General features: G+C 39.5%; 19 protein-coding genes. 12 read left to right on the top strand and 7 right to left on the bottom strand.

Annotation, left to right across the window (positions count from 1 at the left end):
* Nucleotides 1–9: 9 nt before the first annotated feature.
* From ACES2C_RS14590 to ACES2C_RS14565, 6 genes are all read left to right on the top strand, one after another.
* Nucleotides 10–795, top strand: a complete 786-nt coding sequence (locus tag ACES2C_RS14590) for a DUF4138 domain-containing protein (protein WP_374163819.1) — start codon at nt 10–12, stop codon at nt 793–795.
* A 3-nt stretch (nt 796–798) separates the two neighbouring features.
* Nucleotides 799–1,884 carry a hypothetical protein gene (locus tag ACES2C_RS14585; RefSeq protein WP_374163818.1) on the top strand — a complete coding sequence of 362 codons (1,086 nt, stop codon included), beginning with the start codon at nt 799–801 and terminating at the stop codon, nt 1,882–1,884.
* An 89-nt stretch (nt 1,885–1,973) separates the two neighbouring features.
* A complete protein-coding gene (locus ACES2C_RS14580) occupies nt 1,974–2,489 on the top strand; it encodes a hypothetical protein (protein WP_374163817.1) in 516 nt (171 codons plus the stop codon).
* Between the two features lie 320 nt (nt 2,490–2,809).
* Nucleotides 2,810–3,949 (top strand): leucine-rich repeat domain-containing protein, encoded by a 1,140-nt coding sequence (locus ACES2C_RS14575; protein WP_374163816.1) that lies wholly within the window; start codon nt 2,810–2,812, stop codon nt 3,947–3,949.
* 298 nt (nt 3,950–4,247) lie between these two features.
* Nucleotides 4,248–4,568, top strand: coding sequence for a helix-turn-helix domain-containing protein (locus ACES2C_RS14570; RefSeq protein WP_374163815.1), 321 nt, complete (start codon nt 4,248–4,250; stop codon nt 4,566–4,568).
* Nucleotides 4,569–5,332: 764 nt separating this feature from the next.
* The gene (locus ACES2C_RS14565) at nt 5,333–5,803 is read left to right on the top strand and encodes a RadC family protein (protein WP_374163814.1); all 471 of its coding nucleotides are present in this window, start codon (nt 5,333–5,335) and stop codon (nt 5,801–5,803) included.
* A gap of 25 nt (nt 5,804–5,828) precedes the next feature.
* Here ACES2C_RS14565 and ACES2C_RS14560 read toward each other — a convergent pair whose 3' ends face one another.
* On the bottom strand, nt 5,829–6,029 hold the full coding sequence (locus ACES2C_RS14560; protein WP_374163813.1) for a hypothetical protein: 201 nt from the start codon (nt 6,027–6,029) through the stop codon (nt 5,829–5,831).
* A gap of 96 nt (nt 6,030–6,125) precedes the next feature.
* On the opposite strand from ACES2C_RS14560, the gene ACES2C_RS14555 reads away from it, so the two are divergent.
* Genes ACES2C_RS14555 through dcm form a run of 3 tightly spaced genes read left to right on the top strand, consistent with a single transcriptional unit; the run spans nt 6,126 to nt 8,155 of the window.
* The gene (locus ACES2C_RS14555) at nt 6,126–6,404 is read left to right on the top strand and encodes a hypothetical protein (protein ID WP_374163812.1); all 279 of its coding nucleotides are present in this window, start codon (nt 6,126–6,128) and stop codon (nt 6,402–6,404) included.
* A gap of 11 nt (nt 6,405–6,415) precedes the next feature.
* Nucleotides 6,416–6,841, top strand: a complete 426-nt coding sequence (locus ACES2C_RS14550; RefSeq protein WP_374163811.1) for a very short patch repair endonuclease — start codon at nt 6,416–6,418, stop codon at nt 6,839–6,841.
* A gap of 15 nt (nt 6,842–6,856) precedes the next feature.
* Nucleotides 6,857–8,155, top strand: coding sequence for a DNA (cytosine-5-)-methyltransferase (dcm, locus tag ACES2C_RS14545; protein WP_374163810.1), 1,299 nt, complete (start codon nt 6,857–6,859; stop codon nt 8,153–8,155).
* Here the strand turns inward: dcm and ACES2C_RS14540 are convergent.
* From ACES2C_RS14540 to ACES2C_RS14515, 6 genes are read right to left on the bottom strand one after another with little or no spacing between them, the layout of a single operon-like run.
* Entirely contained in the window at nt 8,152–9,114 is a 963-nt protein-coding gene (locus ACES2C_RS14540) for a hypothetical protein (RefSeq protein WP_374163809.1), read from the bottom strand. The two genes, dcm and ACES2C_RS14540, sit on opposite strands and share 4 nt — an antisense overlap.
* Nucleotides 9,111–9,863, bottom strand: a complete 753-nt coding sequence (locus ACES2C_RS14535) for an HNH endonuclease (RefSeq protein ID WP_374163808.1) — start codon at nt 9,861–9,863, stop codon at nt 9,111–9,113. The genes ACES2C_RS14540 and ACES2C_RS14535 overlap by 4 nt, the downstream gene beginning before the upstream one ends.
* Nucleotides 9,863–11,494, bottom strand: coding sequence for an ATP-binding protein (locus ACES2C_RS14530; RefSeq protein ID WP_374163807.1), 1,632 nt, complete (start codon nt 11,492–11,494; stop codon nt 9,863–9,865). The genes ACES2C_RS14535 and ACES2C_RS14530 overlap by 1 nt, the downstream gene beginning before the upstream one ends.
* 9 nt (nt 11,495–11,503) lie before the next feature.
* Nucleotides 11,504–12,205, bottom strand: a complete 702-nt coding sequence (locus tag ACES2C_RS14525; RefSeq protein ID WP_374163806.1) for a DEAD/DEAH box helicase — start codon at nt 12,203–12,205, stop codon at nt 11,504–11,506.
* A 20-nt stretch (nt 12,206–12,225) separates the two neighbouring features.
* Entirely contained in the window at nt 12,226–13,665 is a 1,440-nt protein-coding gene (locus tag ACES2C_RS14520) for a DEAD/DEAH box helicase (protein WP_374163805.1), read from the bottom strand.
* Nucleotide 13,666: 1 nt separating this feature from the next.
* Nucleotides 13,667–14,209: a hypothetical protein gene (locus ACES2C_RS14515; protein WP_374163804.1), complete on the bottom strand. Its 543-nt coding sequence runs from the start codon at nt 14,207–14,209 to the stop codon at nt 13,667–13,669.
* Between the two features lie 141 nt (nt 14,210–14,350).
* Between ACES2C_RS14515 and ACES2C_RS14510 the strand changes: the two genes are divergently transcribed.
* The 3 genes from ACES2C_RS14510 to ACES2C_RS14500 are packed head-to-tail and all read left to right on the top strand — an operon-like array spanning nt 14,351 to nt 16,521.
* Nucleotides 14,351–14,845, top strand: a complete 495-nt coding sequence (locus ACES2C_RS14510; protein WP_374163803.1) for a Pycsar system effector family protein — start codon at nt 14,351–14,353, stop codon at nt 14,843–14,845.
* 1 nt (nt 14,846) lies between these two features.
* On the top strand, nt 14,847–15,860 hold the full coding sequence (locus ACES2C_RS14505) for an adenylate/guanylate cyclase domain-containing protein (protein WP_374163802.1): 1,014 nt from the start codon (nt 14,847–14,849) through the stop codon (nt 15,858–15,860).
* Between the two features lies 1 nt (nt 15,861).
* A complete protein-coding gene (locus ACES2C_RS14500; protein WP_374163801.1) occupies nt 15,862–16,521 on the top strand; it encodes a hypothetical protein in 660 nt (219 codons plus the stop codon).
* Nucleotides 16,522–17,327 lie beyond the last annotated feature (806 nt).

The raw sequence follows: 17,327 nt of genomic DNA, 5'->3' as shown, positions 1-17,327 counted from the left end.
TCATCAGCCATGAAAACATTCAAATCAATAATAATGCTGGCATTGATCTGCATAACGAATCTAGTCAGCGGTCAGGATACTATTTATGTAAGCCACAATAAAACGACTGCAATCGAATTTCCGGCTAGGATTGCCAATCCAATAAACGCTGGTCATCATCTCATTGCTGCTATAAAAGGAGATAATGTGCTTACAGTTAAAGCAGCAAAAGGCTTTTTACCCTCCCAGATTAGTATAACAATGGAAGACGGAAAAAATTACCATTTCCCAGTGGACTTCTCGTATGGTAGGGCTGGCCGTTTTTATCGCTTGGCTAGCAACCAGGAAACCGAAACCCCAGATGCAAGCTCGAAAGCACCAGAAGAAGAAATCAGCTCAAAACTTGCGGCAGGAAGAGTCCGAAATGTAGTGAGCAGCGACAGAAAGAGCCGCGTAAAAGCCGAACTCGGACAGATATCAGTGTTGGGAAACACGCTCTTTTATAAGCTTAAAATTGAGAACCACTCTAGTATTAACTATGATCTTGATTTCGTCCGGTTCTACGTCCGGGATCTCAAAACAGCAAAAAGAACAGTAACGCAAGAGCGGGAAATCCATCCGACACAAGCCATTGGAGTATCCCAAAATACCATCACAGCCGGAGGATCGGGCCTATATGTATTCGGCTTCGATAAGTTTCCACTTGCAAAAGGCCAGGCGCTATTCACGGAGATTTACGAAAAGAACGGAGCCCGGAACTTGTACTTAAAAGTGACAGCAAGAGAAAATGTAAGTGCGCAATTAATAAAGGAATAAAAGATGGAATTCGATCATGAAAACGCTGCTGATCTGCGCGACTATTTTGAAAGTGAATACTCGCAGGGGAAAAAGTGGTTTGCATACGCTCCCGATTCAGTCATCAAAGGAAAGTGGGATGTAAACTGTTTTTCCAGCCATCTGGATGCCCTGCAGTATGCCCATGATAATACCTCTGCCTGGGAGATTATAGAAACCGGTTATGTAACGGACGCTATCTATCACTTGAAAAACATTTTAGATGTCAAACCGGCGAAGAATGAGGGTAAGGACATTGAACACATAAAATCAATAACATCTATGAATACGCAAAATTTAGAATTCCTTCAATCCAGCTTAAAGTATTTTGGATTTGGAGACAAACTAAACGAGGAACTGAAGAAAAATATTGAGCAACAAAAAGGAGAATTTCAGCTCAACATGCAAATTCCTCATTTCAATAATAAGATGGACTACACTCTCCATTTCAAAAAATCAGATTCGACAGAGATGTATTTCTTCAACCGAATGGATGCTAAACTGCAGAACGGAAAGCCGGAGGAAGAAAAAAGTCAATCCTTTTATGTGAATAAAGGGAACGGCATTACAGCAAAGGAGGCGTTCAACCTCCTGGAAGGCCGCTCGGTATTCAAAGACCTTGTGAACAAAGAGGGGCAAAAATACAGTGCATGGCTTAAACTGGATTTTGAGAATGCTGATGATAAAGGCAATCACAAGTTAAGGCAGTTCAATGAGCACTATGGTTATGATCTGGAAAAGACCTTACGCAATTTTCCTATTAAGGAACTTTCGGATCCCGAACAAAAGAAACAGCTCCTGCAGTCTCTCGAAAAAGGCAATGTGCAGCAGGTGACAATGAAGCAGGGTGAAAAAGATTTGAAGTTCTTCATCGAAGCTGTTCCGCAATTCAAGAACATAAACGTTTACGATCAGAAGATGCATGCTGTAAGAAGGCAGAACGTTCAGATTTTCGGAAAGTCAGAATCAACCGGAGAAAAAGCTTCTCAAAAGCAAGCGCAGAAGAAAGATGCCGACCCGGAGCAGCCGAAGCAAAAGCAGTCACGTAAGCGAAAACTGTCTTTGTCGTAATCCAGGAGCCCGAGAGGGCTTCTTTAGTTTTCACGAATTTTTTAATAAAAGCACAATTCTATATCTTAGTTATTCCATAACCTACTTATATGAAAAAGATACTAACCTGCTTATTGCCAATCTTTTTAATCGTATCCTGTTCTTCGGAAAAGTTAGATCGGGAGAAAGCATTGAAACTTCTGAAAGAAAACCACCAGTCCCAACCCGCTACCTACAATATATTTGTTTCAGATCCTACCTACGCTAAAAGAATGCTGGATGCCGGATTGGAAAGCGATGGTCTTTTAACTGTGCAGCGAACGCAAAATTTAAGCGATGCCGGAAAACCGCTGATTACCTTTACGGAAAAAGGAAAGACCTATTTGGTTCCGCAAACAGAGGAGGATAAAAAATATAATATACAAAGGGTTAAAATAGCTGATGAGGCTATTGAAGAGGTTACGGGTATTCAGATGCTAGACGGTGATAAAAAGGCAGTGGTGGAATATACGACGTCTTATACTAATGTTACTCCGTTTGCTAGGCTTTCAAAAAAGAAATTAGATGAGAAGGAGAGCCATAAGGCTGATTTCGTTTTGTATGATGATGGGTGGAGGGAGGAATAAATAAAAAGAAAAAAGAACCCAAGTGGTCGAACCGGCTTGGGCCTTGATCAATAATAGTGAGGATGCCGTAGCTGACTAAGTATAGCTCCGTCTAACCATCCCTTGTGAGGGTGAGCTACTACCTTGTAGCCCGCGTGAGATCTCTCACATTTTACCCTCGGGTTTGTGTATCCGAGGCTAGCCTTGCCAAATTTATACCAGTGAAATAATTGAACTGTACAGGAAATTTACGTACAGACAAGAACTTACTTTCTGCCTTGCCCTCCACAAGGACGATAAAGATATTAAAATCTATTATATTAGACGGTCAATCTTCACAAATGCTTATTCATCCTCTATCTTCAAAAATTGATCTGTCGAATAAAAACCTAAAGGAAATTCCCGAGGAAGTTTTCCGGTGTAAAAATCTTAAAAAATTAAATCTAAGTAATAACAAGATAAAGGTTATTCCAAAGGAGCTAAGCCAGCTGAGAAGATTGAAAAATCTGGATATTTCAAACAACCAGATAGCCGGCTTATATTCTAAGAATTTCGAATTTCGAGACCTGGAAGTATTAATCCTTAATAATAATTGTATCAAAAATTTGCCAAAGCAGATTTCTGGACTGGGAAAGCTTAAAAAATTAAGTCTTTCAGGAAATCTGATTTCAGAGCTGCCTTCTGAACTTTCACGCTTGTTTTCCCTGCAAGTTTTGAATTTGGCCAACAATCAACTTCGAGACTTCCCCGAAGTGATACTCGATCTTTCCAATTTGAATACCTTATGGTTGAATAACAACTATTTCCGTAATTTTCCCGCTTCTGAGTTCAGAGAAAAGCTGCCCAACCTTAAATCACTCTACTGCTTCGGAAAAATAAATTCTCCAGGAATTACTATTGACGACGGGTATGCAACACTTCAAAAAGCCAAAGGAAATTGTTTAAATCAACTAAATCTTTTGACTTTAAAGGGAAAAAGCAAAATCAAGTTTGAAACTGTTATGCACGATGAATTAAATAACGGAATTTTACCTAAAAGAAGATCTTTATTTATCAGCTATTGCCATGCCGATGAAGCCTGGCTAAAGATGCTTAAGGTTACCCTCCAGACCATGGAATATGAGGGAGTTGAACTGGATACATGGGATGATACAAAAATTGATGCAGGAGATATGTGGAAGGATGAGATCGAGAAGGCTTTGGAAAGAGCAGATATCGCCATTTTACTTGTTTCAAATGCTTTTTTAGCCTCAAGATTTATAAGGGAAAAAGAGGTTCCAGTACTACTTAAGAGTGCTGAAGAAAGGGGTGTTAAAATACTTCCGGTAATAGTAGGGCTTTGTAGATTCACAAAAAGTGCCATTGGTCATTACCAAGCAGTAAACAAACCAGAAAAGCCACTTAACTCCTTGTCCATACATGAACAAGAAAAGGTGTTCTATGACATAACCTTAGAAATTGACAAAGTGCTTAGTAAATAGGTTGATTTATCAAAACGCCTAAACGCCAGACTTAGAAGGTGTCGTTTTGGCTTTTGCTAAGGCAAAGTTAAACCCCTTTCGGCAGGCAAGGCCATGCCCTTCAGGTTTGGACAAAAAAATCTCCACACCTACGCGTCGCTTCGGGTAGTATTTTTTCGCCTCAAAACCTTGCCTTGCCAGCCCCTCGCTCATTTTTCTGGCCTCTACCAAAAGCCAAATGAGATCCACGCCGAAATAGAATAAAAGATTTTCAAACAGAACAAACTTATTCGACTTCCCTCAAGAAAATCGCTTTATCATGGAAAACCCGTTTGAATTAATCCTTGAAAAACTCAATTCATTAGAGAAGATGATCGGACAGCTACATCTTAAGAATGGCTTAGCTTCTCCAAGTCCTGATGTAACAGATATCAACGAAGCTTCCCGATTTCTTGGTCTTTCTAAATCTGCCTTATATAAAATGACTTGTAACCGTGAGATCCCTCATTATAAGAGAGGGAAAAGATTATATTTCGATAAATCGGAACTGGCCAAATGGGTTATGCGGAATAAAATCTTAGGTCGGGATGAAATTGAAAAACAGGCTGAAGAATATATACGAGGAAATCCGCGCAGGTAAGCTTTGCTACTAATTCAAATTAGCCGGCGGCCACGCATTTTTTACAGTTTATTTTATTACGAAAAATGCGTGGCTCTTAATTCAGACTGCGTTTATTCCTCAAAGAAATCTTTGGGGATACTTTTAAGGCCTTCGCTAATTTGTATACTATGGATAATCGCAAGTCACCGCCTTTATCAATATTTAAGATCTGGTGATGTTCCATTTCCGCAAGGGCTGCTCGTTTTCGTAGGCTTAATCACTTTAGCTTTCCGGATCTTGGAAAGGTTTTCCGTCAAATGCAAATTTTTTAGAGTCTGAAACGAAGTTCTATTGCCCGGCCAATTGCTTGAATCAGTTCAGAGTCTATTCCTGAAACTTCCTCTTTCATAGTCCACCCTTTTGAACCCTTTACCAGACTCAAGGTCTCTCCATTTAAAATAATCGGTATTTCTAGTGTGCTCTTAGTAATTGGCTCTTTATTAACTACCTGAAAATTGTAGTCTCTACCGCGAAAAGTAATTCTAAGTGGCATTCCCATATTGCTGCGAAGGTAGGTCGAAAATGTAGGCATGAGAAGACCTGTTGAAAACGTAAGAGCGTGACATTATTCATTAATCATCGGCACAAAGTTAGGCTAAGGGCTGCTGAAGCGGGCAAAAGCTTCCGGCATAAACGCTCTGGACATTCGCTCATGGCCATTTATTCCTTTTCCTTTTGCCCTTGATCGCCCTTACCCTGCGGTAGCACCATAATTAATTCATTAACTTTTAAATCAGCTAATTATGGAAAAGCTACAAAACCAAATTTCATTGTTCCAGGTATCAGAAATTGAAGTTATTTACAGACCAAAGTTCAAAGCTTCAGAAAGACCAAGAATATGCTGCTCAAAAGACATCTATGAAATCTTGTACCAGAATTGGGATATGAATAAGATGGAATTACAGGAACAGTTCAAAGTCATCCTTTTAAATCGCGGAAACAAGGTTTTAGGAATATTTGAAGTTTCAACTGGAGGAATGGCTGGAACCATAGCTGATCCTAAACTAATTTTTGGAACTGCTTTAAAAGGATGTGCCAGTTCCATCATCCTCGCTCATAATCATCCCTCAGGAAATTTGAAACCTAGCCAGGCTGATATAAACCTAACCAGGAAAATTAAAAATGGAGGAGAATTATTAGATATTGCGGTTTTAGATCATCTGATAGTGACGGCGGAAGGGTTTTACTCATTTGCAGATGAAGGGCTGGTTTAAGCCCTTTTTTTATTGCGACCTAAACTTAAGCAACTTTATTCTCTTCGATCTGTCTCAACATAATCTCTGCCGCTTCCTCCCTCGACATAACGTTTCCCAACTCCTTTAAAGACCTTTCATCTGAATAGATCCCGTTAGGATCGTTCCAACTGAGCCACTCAATCATGTCTTCCCTTGAAAGGGAATTAATCAATAAAACAACTTTTTCGAATGAAATTTCAATCAACTGTTGATACGAATACTGTGAATTCTGCCAGAAGCTCATATATAAAGATCGAAAAAATAAGCGTAAATTCGATAGACAATTTTAAATTTCTATCCCATGAAAAGCACAGTTCGAACCCTAGCTGATATTGAATATTTTGTAAAGGAATTGATCAAAGAAAGTGTTGCCGCTCATCCAGACACGGATTTTTACTCCTTTATAAACATTCAGACAGGAGAAAGAACATACTCAGATGATGAAGCTGATACAAGGAATAAATTAATGGCTGATTCTTTTTACGTCTGCGAGCGTTTGGGTGTGGATATTTACGAATTCGTGATGGATATAAACATTCGCGAAACTCAATTCTTAAGCTCTTTGATTCTCAATTCCTGATCGGTTATTGAATGTCTGATGTGCACACAAAGGAAATTCGGAGCTACAATATGTCCCGAATTCGAAGTAAGAATACGAAACCCGAAGTTTTAATTCGAAAGTATTTGCATGGGAAAGGGTTTAGATTCAGAATAAACGTTAAAAACCTTCCAGGGAAGCCTGATATCGTATTGTCTAAATATAAAACAGTAATTTTTATTAACGGCTGCTTTTGGCACGGACATGAGAATTGCAAATACTTCGTAATCCCAAAAACAAGAACAGAGTGGTGGTTAGAAAAAATTAATCGTAACAAGGAAAATGACCAGAAAGCATTAACAGCTTTAACGCTAAAGGGGTGGAGAATTATCAATGTCTGGGAGTGTGAATTAAAAAATGCTCAAGTGTTTTCCGAACGGGCAGAGAAATTGTTGGAAGAAATAAGAACAGATTTTTGATATTTTTTCGTTAGTTTGCCTCTTATTTTAAAGGCGGGCGTAAAAGTGACTGTAATTTCAAAAACCAGAATCAAAAGAAAAACACTTAAATTTCCTGAAGAGCTGGATCTTGCGTTACTTACGCATTACCATTCCACCGGGGACCTCCATTATGTTGAAGCTAAAGAAATCGCTGCAAGGTACGCAGAGGATTTCAATGCCAACAGTGTAGCTGAAATTTGCGAGTTGGTTTATAAAAGAATGTTTGAAGGAGCTACAATTCCCTTTCCTCCGGTAGATAAAGGCAAAGAAAATTTTACATTCATTGACCTCTTTGCTGGAATTGGGGGCTTTCGAATGGCACTCCAAAACCTCGGTGGGCGTTGTCTTTTTACTTCCGAATGGGACAGATATTCAAAGCAAACCTACTTTGCAAACTATGGAGATTATCCTTTTGGGGATATCACGAAAGATATAGTGAAAAATTCTATACCCAACAAGTTTGATATTTTGTGCGGCGGATTTCCCTGCCAACCTTTTTCAATCGCTGGTGTCTCCAAAAAGATTAGCTTAGGTAAGAATCATGGGTTTGCGGACGAGAAGCAGGGTAATCTCTTTTTTCATATCGCCGATATTATAGATAAGCACCGTCCAAAGGCATTTTTCCTTGAAAATGTCAAAAACCTTGTATCACACGATAAAAAGAAGACGTTTGCAGTAATCAGGGAGACATTCGAGGAACTTGATTACTCTTTTGACTTCAAAGTTATCGATGGTAAGTATTTTGTCCCTCAGCATAGAGAACGAATTCTTATGGTGGGTTTTGATAGGAAACAATTTGCAACCACTTCGCACTTCGACTTTAGCAATATTTCGCTGCCTGAAAAAAAGCAGAACTTACAAAGCATTCTTGAGAATGAAGTGGAACCGAAATATACTCTGAGTGATAAGCTTTGGAACTATCTCCAGGATTACGCTAAAAAACATGCTGCTAAAGGGAACGGATTCGGATATGGATTAGCAAATTTAGATGGGGTCTCAAGGACAATCAGCGCACGTTACTACAAAGACGGAGCGGAGATTTTGATTCCTCAGGAGGGTAAAAATCCAAGAAGACTTACACCTAAGGAAGCCGCGGCATTGCAAGGATATCCAATTTATCCAATTAATACCGATAAGGAACAGCCATCACTCCTCATACCAGTTTCTGATAATCAAGCATATCGCCAGTTTGGAAACTCTGTTGTTATGCCATTAATACAGGCTGTTGGAGAGGAGCTGATCCAAACTCTACGAAGAATGGGAGGCCTTGAAAAGACTGATAAGGCAGCTTAACGATCATTTTCAGCCCTTAAACGCATTTCTCTGGAAACATCTTGGCGGAAAACTTCAATTATTCTTTTATCATTAAGACGGATAATCTCATTTTCCTTTTCAGCTAACACACTTATAAGCTTTGCAAGAAGTGTTTCTGCAATCGGGCCAGCCTTTCTAATTTCGTCAGCATATGGGTGCATTTTATTTAAAACAAAGGTCGTTCTTGCGTTAGAATAAACAGGTTCCCATATACTACCATCAGTTATTACTCCATAAGAAACCTCTGCCTTTTCATAATGAGGGCCTTCTTCTTGAACAATACTTAGGCTAGATACATTGCTATACCCCTTTTTACTATTAGTATTTGCTAAGATATACTCGATCAGCTTGTTGAAAATACCAGTAAATGCATCAGCGAAACCCATCCTGTAAACTTTCAGCTCATCAGCGACAACATTAGAAAACATATCTCCATTACTTATTGCTATATGTTGCAGAAGTTCAGGAAAAACTGCTTGAACCTTTTGTCTTACCTGTGGAGGTATATAGAGGCGCTCGTATTTTCGCCCCTTGTGACAGAGTGCCTCTGCAAGCGAGAATTCATCAGCTCGAAAATTCTCAAGCATAAACATCTCTGCCAGCTCTGACATTAGATTTGCAATCCCTGATTTGTCACCAAATTTTTTAAAAATTTCCACTAGCTGGAATTTGTCATTTTGAGCTGTAGGTTGAGAGGATAGCTCTTCAACCCAGTCACGCCCCTCTTCTCTCGCAATCCATGAGAAGAGATACGCTGCCCCCACGTGATGTATATACTTACTCAGTAAAGAACCTCGACTCTCAAAAATCGCATAAATCAGATCTATCGGTATCGGAATAGTTTTTTTCCAGAAGATCAAGTCCTCTTGTCGGGCGTCCGGTAACTGATTCAGCAGATACCTTTTAAAATCGTACTTATCGAGTGTATATTCGGTCATGTTTGTTCTATCATATTTCTAATCTCCTCTACAGAAAATGGAGGATTGCGCAAATGAGCCACCCCGTGACAATTTGGACAAAGTGGCACTAAATCGTTGATAGGGTCTGGCCTAACCAGGCCGCTAGCAGAAATCGGATTAAGATGGTGTACGTGAACAAAGTCACTTTTCAACCCCTTATACAGCTCTCTCATGTTTGCACCACACGCTTTGCAATCATATCCATGAAATGCGAGACAAAGAGCTCTGTTAACTTTACTCCGTTCATATGATTTACTAAGCTCTTCAACTGATTGTCCTTCAAATTCTCCCTCTGATTCATAAGGCAGTAGCAAATATATAAGGCTCTGGAGAATATCAATGAACAACCAGTAATCTGTTTGCAAATTTTCCGATAACCGATAGTCAAAACGTAGCCACCAAACATCTTCTCTTTTTGTCTCAGGAGCAGCCAATTCTTCAATGCTCTGCCTAATCATTTTCCCGCTAAACTGAGGATGCTTTTTTGTAAGGTCGCTTATAATCGATTTTTCCCTCTCAAGTTGTCCCTCAGCATAATTTATCAGCCTTCCAGCAAAATCTTCAAATTCAACTATCCCCTCCAAATGACGAATTTCCTGATTAACTTTAATAGAATAGCCGCGGCCTCGCTCTATTGTAGTATCCCTTATGATCAAAGAGCCAGCACGTTGTCTGACTTCAAAATCTACTGGAAATTGAGCTTTGATCACAGCTTCTAGTTCAGTCATTATTCCTCTTCATTTTCTGATTCATCAATCTCAGGAAGTTCTTCTGATAAAGTTCTTAGCGAACGGGAAACACTGATACGAAGGTCTTCCAAATTCTTTTTTACGCTATCACTGTATACGCATAGTTCTGCTTCCGCCAAGCTCCATAAGATTGAATCCATTGCTAGGGTAAGTGCAGAGTTCTGCTGCTTCGCCAGGTAAAATCGCTTATAGAATTCGTGTGATTCGTTCAAGAAGACCGCATGTTTATTGTTATCAATTAAACCTGGCATCCAAAGGACGCCGTCCTGCAACGATTCTGCTGTCTGCACAACCATGTCTGTGCTATCATCAAATTTTAGCTTCACCCTCGAGGTGCCATACTTATTTCTAATTTCAGCTTCCCCTTTCTCTTTATCAGTTGAGCTTACTGCTGATCCTGCTGTATTTTGATCCAAATGCTTCGTTATAGCATTGCTGGAGTTGTTATGGATAGCTTGACTACCTTCAGTTGGTTTGGACTTTTTGTTTCCCGAACGATAACGGCGATCTGCTTCGTTTCGGGCTGGAGCAATAATTTTCTTAAGCTTATCTCTAAGTTCTTTAGGGAAGTCAATGCGTGATTTTTTAATATCAATTTGGAACATATCATCTAAGTCATGATCGAACGCAAATTCTACCCTTATTAAGTTAAGGTGAGGCTCTTTTACAAAAAGCCTATTAGGCCAGCCACCTGAAAATATCATCCGGCCTTCCCGAAAAACATGAAAACCTTGATTATTAAGCCCATATCGCATTTTGTCAAGTTCTTCTGCCGTTGCAGAGATCTTGTTGGGCAGTATATATACATTCACACGGAAAGTTCCTATAACTTTTTCCTCGCCATTAACTTTTACGGTATAGCTGAAAGGATTGTTAAGATGCGCTTCAACCCGTGTGTCACCACTTTCATTCATCCAGCGACAAAAGGGATCCCAAGGCTCTATAATGCTATTGTTGATATTAATTTCGATGTTGGGATAGGAGTTATTTCTAGTAAGAAAGTTAAAAAAGACACCCGATAAATGGTCCCTCAAATCTTCCACAATGTGATCAATCTGTGTTCTGAGGGTTCCTTCTGCATTAGTTCGCACCAAGCGGTCGATGTTTTCCCAAACTACCACAGTTCCGCTTCCACTTTCTGAGGTGGTATCCAAGTATTCTATTGCCTCTGAATATTCGCTCGGATCAGGGGTAATAAGACGCCATTTGTTCTCATCTACAATAACATCCAAATCCCATTGCCGAATATTTAGAATTCCATCTTTCCTGGATATAACAGTAAGCTTTCTACAGAAAGATGTAGAAGCAGTTTTTAACCCCATGCCAAATTTTCCAAGTGATTTTGGATCTGGTCGCTTTGGGGACCCATACGTCATTGCCTTTATTAATCCATCATTATCCATTCCATCACCATTGTCAGCGATCATAAGAACAGGATTCATTCTGAAATCAACTTCCAGACTGATATTTATCTTTGTTGCATTTGCCGAAACTGAGTTATCAACTATATCAGCAACCGAAGTTGTGAAAGTATAACCAGTATCGCGTAAGGACTCTACGAGGCGTGCCGCCGAAGGCTGAAGAATGTCCTCATTATTTTCTAAACTCATATCTTGAAATTATTTTATTGGTGATTTTGATAAGGCATATAGGTATTCCTCCATATTTTCTGCTTCTGTAACTGTGATAACCTCGTCAGAAAGAGATGTTTTTGACCGAAGCCGCTCATCAATTACCTCTTCAATTGTATCTGCATAGTAAAGGTAATAAATGTTTACACTCTTCTTCTGTCCGTTACGGTATGCCCTCGCCGAAGCCTGCTGTTCTAGCGCCGGATTCCACTGCCTTGTATAATGTATCACATGATTCGCTGCTGTTATATTCAGGCCCATTCCGGCTGTTTTGGGATTTAATACAAGTATATCAAATCCGTCCTTAGTCGAAAAGCGATCGATGTTACGCTGACGTTCGATCGTATCTACCCGTCCATCTATGGTGAACACATCCAGGTTATATAATTTGGACAATACTCGCTGTAAAGTATCAATCATGTCGAGGTATTCCGTAAAGATTAATACCTTTTCCTTTCTTAATGAAATCTCCCTGAGAAGTTCCATCATTCGGGTAAATTTGAAACTTTGGTCTCGCAGTTCAGCTAGTGTTGCAGAAGCTAGATCTTCTGGCGTACGCAGCATAGGATGTGTTGTATACATCCTGAGCTCCGTTATCAATTTTAGTATTTGAGCACCGCCGTTATTATATGAATCGTTCAATATTTCATTCCTCTTTGCCTCATAAAGAATCGCTTCTGCTTCGTGCATTGTCAGGGCCTGATGGATATCTATTTTCTCCGGCAAGCTGTCAAGTACATCCTCTTTTTTCGCCTCAACATTATAAAGGATATGTAATTCCTTAAATCGATAAGGTTACCGCTGTCAAGAGTTTGTACGATATCTCTGCTGATATATTTAGTGGTAAATTCGGCTTTAGTTCCAAGATAACCAGGATAGACATAGTCTGCTATGGACCAAAGATCGATGAGGGAATTTTCCACCGGAGTGCCGGTCATCGCAATTTTTACAATTGAGTCTAGCCCTTTTAATGCAATTCGACGCTCGGATTCTGGGTTTTTTATCAGGCTTGCTTCATCCAGAATCGTAAGCCCCCATTGAATCTTATTAAAAAGGAATTCATCATTAATTATCATTGAGTAGGACGTTATAATAACCTGATGCTTTTGTAGGAGTGCAGGTGACCCGCTTCTCCCAAATCCGTGATGAATGTAGGGTACAATTTGCGGGGCAAAGAACAAAAACTCCCGTCGCCAGTTCTCCAGCAATGTGCTCGGTACAACGATCAGTATACGTTCCAGTAGTTTACGTTCCAGCACATTCGCAATAAGCGCAATGATTTGAGCCGTTTTTCCAAGTCCCATGTCATCCGCCAAGATTCCACCAAGCCGGTTTATTACACGATGTAGCAACCACCGAAGACCATCTTCCTGATAATCATAAAGTTCTTGTGTAAATAAAGTAGTTGTCGTTTGAAATGCCCCCGAGTTAAGGATGACTTGCAAATCAAACTGTTCCTGGGTAAACTTCAATAGCCTCCAATCGTTTTTTGAACTATATAGATTCAGAGCTTTGTACACTGACAAATGTTTATCGTCATCTAGCCATCCCAGAAATTCGCGAGCAAAATCTAATGATTCAGAATCAATTGGATAGCAACGGCCTTCCGCGTTATAGTATCCTGTCTGAATTGCTGTTTCCACAGCATCAAGCGTTAGTTCAAATTTTTCTGCCACTTTCAATAACGCTTTAACTTCTGCGAATTCCGGCAAAATATTGATTTCGAAAACGATCTCCTTTGACAACCTCTGAAACCTCCAGTTTTTAACCTCAGGGGCGATTTTTGAATTTTCAAGAGGAGAGTTTTTAAGGCCTTCTCCTGCCATCAAAATTTCGTATATTTCCCTTAACGTCAATAATCTGTGAAGGTCTGGGTGGTCTGTAAGTCTAATTAAATTCTCGACTTCATCATAGATGAAAACAGGGTATGAATAGTTCAATTGTCTACCTTTCAAAGAACTATTTTTTGCCCTGCGAATTTTTTCCTTTACATTTTGCAGTCGTTTTAATCCTCTCTCAAGAATCTCCTCAGGATTTTTTCCTGCTGCACGAATAACGGCTTTTGCTTCCTCGATATCCTCGTCGGTAAGTTCTGAAAAGGCATTTATAAGATTTTCAATCTTGTTATTATAGTTTTCGTTGTTGTCCATTTTATGTGCCTTTTGATAGTTGATCAATCACTTTTACTGCAATCCTGTGCAGTCGTCGCCGGCCGTTTCTGATGTCACCAATATCAATCATATATTCCTGTGATATTTCTTGTAGTGTCATCCCGTCTTTAAAACCCTTGTAAATAATTGCACAGACAGGATCACCTATCATTTGGACAGCGATTTCCTTATTCACTTGCCGGAAATACAATTCCTGGTCCAAATCAAAGCTAACGTTCGGCTCTACGACACTTTCGTCATCTAATGGAAGGACTGTTGCTCCTGCTAATCGTAGTTCATTGCTTACCAAGCTTCGTGCAACACCTTTCAGATAGCGAAGTAAATCGGGCTCCTGCCCAGGATTCCAGTTTCGCTCGCCCGTGTAAACTTTTTCAATAGCTTGCATAGCTATATCTGATTCTTCAACCCCTGAAGGAAGCGCAATCTTTTTCCATCGACAGAGGCTTATGACATAAGCTGACAGCGCATAGATAGTTTTTGTCCAGTCATGTTCGTCGAGAAGCTGTAGTACACTTTCATCCATATTAGGTAATCCTTATAAGTTATAGCTGTGCTCAAGCAAACTTTTACCATTTAAAAAAAGTTTTCTTCTGTGGTAAATCAGTCCATCTTCCCAGCTATATCTTATATGAGCACTAATGCTTACACAAAGAAAACTGAAAAAATGGAAAAAGAAAGGCTTCGATTCTGTATAGAAAGATTCGACCATTATTACGATACTGTTAATAATAAAAGTAATGTTCAGCTAGCATTAAGTGTTTTTGTAACTGGAGGTCTTATTACCCTGTGCCCGTATCTTGAGCAAAAGGTGAATTGCTCGGCCACAATACATTTTTTGCTAGGAGTCGAGATTTTTCTCGGTTTAGGATCAGTTCTGCTGAACCTTCTTGCTACTATGCCATATCTGGGAACTAAAAATGATTCGTTACACTACTTCGGTAGTATTGCAAAGCTTAGTAAAAGCCAGTTTTTTGCACGGTCAGCCAAGATGAATTCCGGGGAAGAAATCGAAGACTTGCGAGCACAGGTACTTGCTTTGGCTAACGGACTTAAGAACAAATTTAGCAAGCTCCGGGTTGTTAGCTGGCTTATTATAGCACAATTTATTGTTGCAGTTCCGCTTCTCATGCTCCTCTATTTAAATCTAAAAAAACAATAATATGGATATCTACAAAAGTTACACTGACAACATTCGCTCTGCTATTACCAATGACAGCAAAAGGAGTAAAAGTAATTTAAATTTCTCCGGTCCGTCAGCTTATTCCAACGACTTTCAGAAGGCCGAATTGCGAACAAGGCTACTGAATGAAACGAGGCAGGCAGGCCCCCTCAGAAGCCTACAGGACATAGTAGATGAGTTAGGACTGCAACCCAATTTTAATCAAAAGTTAGGTTTGCATCCCGACTTTGCTCATCTAAAAAATACGGGAAACATTGAAAAGCATTATGTGCACTCCATGTTTATTGACATAAAGCGGTCCACCAACCTTTTCAAAAGATATGAACCCGAAACAGTACTTATTATTACCAATACCATTCAGCGAGCTGCAATCCACACTTGCGTGATTTTTGGAGGATACATTCAGAGGCTTCATGGCGACGGAATGTTCGTGTATTTCGGGGGTAAAAACCAAGAGCCATCCGAAGCTGCGAAGCGTTGTTTAACTGCAGCAAGCATGTTTTCTTATTTTGTTAAAAACGATCTCAGGAATATCTTTTCCGAACAAGGTATAGAGGCAATATTTACCCGAATTGGCGTCGATCATGGCGAAAACCATGACGTAGTTTGGGCTATGGCTGGCATTTCTGAAATTAGCGAAATAACTACCTGTAGTTTACATACAAGTTTGGCGGCCAAGATGCAAACCCATGCCGAAAGCAATGGTATTGTTGTAGGTGATAATGTTAAAAAGCTAGTTCCTTCAAATCTTTATCGACCGGTATGTCAACGGACTGGTCAGGAGAAAGACAGGTACATTTTCACGATACCGGAAGAAGGCTTTTATTACACCCAGTACGATTACGACTGGATGGGACACCTTAAACAATTAGAATATATTATAACTAACCCACTCCAAGGAACGATAAATCTTAAGAGGAGAGACTCCGCAAACCTTAAACAGTCTGCAAATCTTGCACCGATCGCTGCATTAAGTAAGCCCTACCTAAAGTAGTATGACTTTAAAAAAAACAATAGAGAACGATATTGGAAGGATGAGGGAGCTCTTTCCTAAGCTTTTGTTAATTAGCAGGGAGGGCGCACCTCCTTGCTTTCAAGGTGAAATTGATATTTGTGATGTAAAAGGTGTGTACTGGGATACTTTCAACATTAAAATTTTAGCTCCGGTAAATTATCCATTTGGAGTTCCCCTTATTAATGAAATAGGATTAAGAATTGAACGTATTGCTGACCGGCATATCTCGAATAATGGATATTGCTGTGTGGCAGTAAACCATGTCTTACTTCATCATGCAGCAAACAGGCTCACAATTGCGGATTTTACAGAACAATATATTTACCCGTACTTTGCCAACCAACTATATTTTGATCAAAACGGCCGTTTCGCTGACCAAGAATATCTACATGGCTTCCAAGGGATACAGCAATTCTATAAAGAAACATTAAACTCAAAGAATCTGCAAACATCCATTAAATTGCTAGAATATGTTCTTGAAAAAAAATCGCCTCCAAGAAACAGTCATTGCTTTTGTGAAGGGGGCAAGAAATTCAAGAATTGCCATCTCTTTGCCTTAGAGTATCTTGGTAAGGTAGATGTTCTGCAGCTAAATAGTGACCTAGATGAGTTTGAAAGGCTGCTACGTCATTCAATTTGATCGGGCTAAGTTAGAGGTCTTCAGCATACAGTCCTGCTTTTTTCTAAATAATTTGCCATGTTTGTGCTATTAGCTCTATTTTTCTGAAGCACATACCGAGCAAATAGAAAAAGGTTCTCTAAAACATGTAAGAAACTTGGTTTTCACTAGATGATGAATAATAGAATCTCGTAGAGTCAACTTTTTTGGAGTAAATCTTGTATTTCTTGATATGCATAATAATAAATTCCGCCGATTTTTTTGCCGTATAGGATTCCCGTCGTCCGGTAGGTTTTCAAGGTATTCTTTGTAATATTCAACATGGTCATCACCTCGAAGGATTTGAGCCACTTCTTCCTGGGACTTTCTTTGTAATCTTTCAAAAGCAGTTTGAAATCTTCCAGTAATTGGATCCGGAACTGCTGCAAATCTTCGCTTGTAATTATTTCAGTAGCCATATCAAAAAGATTAGGATACAAAGATTGCAAGCATACAAATTCTTTGAGGTACACTTTTAAAAATGTCCATTCAAATGAATGTGTTTTAAACGCGATGAATTTATTAGATGCCGGAAAACGTGACCGTTTCACCTGAGGGTTTTCTTACGGTTTCAGGTATACATATAATAACCAGATGTTCCCTTTTGTCCTGATTTCTCCATCAGATATTTTCCTGAACTTAGAAATACCTGTAATCTAAGTTGAAACCATTCCCACTATGAAGAACCACCTTTCCAGGTGTTATGGATTAGATATTAGCTGTTCATGCTTTGCCTCTATTAATGCTCAGCTGCTGTGAAAAACTTTGTAAAGGAACTCTTTCCGTTA

The organism is Arcticibacter sp. MXS-1, assembly GCF_041902385.1.
GTDB lineage: Bacteria > Bacteroidota > Bacteroidia > Sphingobacteriales > Sphingobacteriaceae > Arcticibacter.
Note: the sequence above shows the minus strand (reverse complement) of the source record. Positions and strands in the feature narration are given on the sequence as shown.

Coding starts and splice junctions, on each gene's coding strand:
- ACES2C_RS14590 (WP_374163819.1), top strand. CDS start 10: ATGAAAACATTCAAATCAATAATAATGCTGGCATTGATCTGCATAACG.
- ACES2C_RS14585 (WP_374163818.1), top strand. CDS start 799: ATGGAATTCGATCATGAAAACGCTGCTGATCTGCGCGACTATTTTGAA.
- ACES2C_RS14580 (WP_374163817.1), top strand. CDS start 1,974: ATGAAAAAGATACTAACCTGCTTATTGCCAATCTTTTTAATCGTATCC.
- ACES2C_RS14575 (WP_374163816.1), top strand. CDS start 2,810: ATGCTTATTCATCCTCTATCTTCAAAAATTGATCTGTCGAATAAAAAC.
- ACES2C_RS14570 (WP_374163815.1), top strand. CDS start 4,248: ATGGAAAACCCGTTTGAATTAATCCTTGAAAAACTCAATTCATTAGAG.
- ACES2C_RS14565 (WP_374163814.1), top strand. CDS start 5,333: ATGGAAAAGCTACAAAACCAAATTTCATTGTTCCAGGTATCAGAAATT.
- ACES2C_RS14555 (WP_374163812.1), top strand. CDS start 6,126: ATGAAAAGCACAGTTCGAACCCTAGCTGATATTGAATATTTTGTAAAG.
- ACES2C_RS14550 (WP_374163811.1), top strand. CDS start 6,416: ATGTCTGATGTGCACACAAAGGAAATTCGGAGCTACAATATGTCCCGA.
- ACES2C_RS14540 (WP_374163809.1), bottom strand. CDS start 9,114: ATGACCGAATATACACTCGATAAGTACGATTTTAAAAGGTATCTGCTG.
- ACES2C_RS14535 (WP_374163808.1), bottom strand. CDS start 9,863: ATGACTGAACTAGAAGCTGTGATCAAAGCTCAATTTCCAGTAGATTTT.
- ACES2C_RS14530 (WP_374163807.1), bottom strand. CDS start 11,494: ATGAGTTTAGAAAATAATGAGGACATTCTTCAGCCTTCGGCGGCACGC.
- ACES2C_RS14525 (WP_374163806.1), bottom strand. CDS start 12,205: ATGCACGAAGCAGAAGCGATTCTTTATGAGGCAAAGAGGAATGAAATA.
- ACES2C_RS14520 (WP_374163805.1), bottom strand. CDS start 13,665: ATGGACAACAACGAAAACTATAATAACAAGATTGAAAATCTTATAAAT.
- ACES2C_RS14515 (WP_374163804.1), bottom strand. CDS start 14,209: ATGGATGAAAGTGTACTACAGCTTCTCGACGAACATGACTGGACAAAA.
- ACES2C_RS14510 (WP_374163803.1), top strand. CDS start 14,351: ATGGAAAAAGAAAGGCTTCGATTCTGTATAGAAAGATTCGACCATTAT.
- ACES2C_RS14505 (WP_374163802.1), top strand. CDS start 14,847: ATGGATATCTACAAAAGTTACACTGACAACATTCGCTCTGCTATTACC.
- ACES2C_RS14500 (WP_374163801.1), top strand. CDS start 15,862: ATGACTTTAAAAAAAACAATAGAGAACGATATTGGAAGGATGAGGGAG.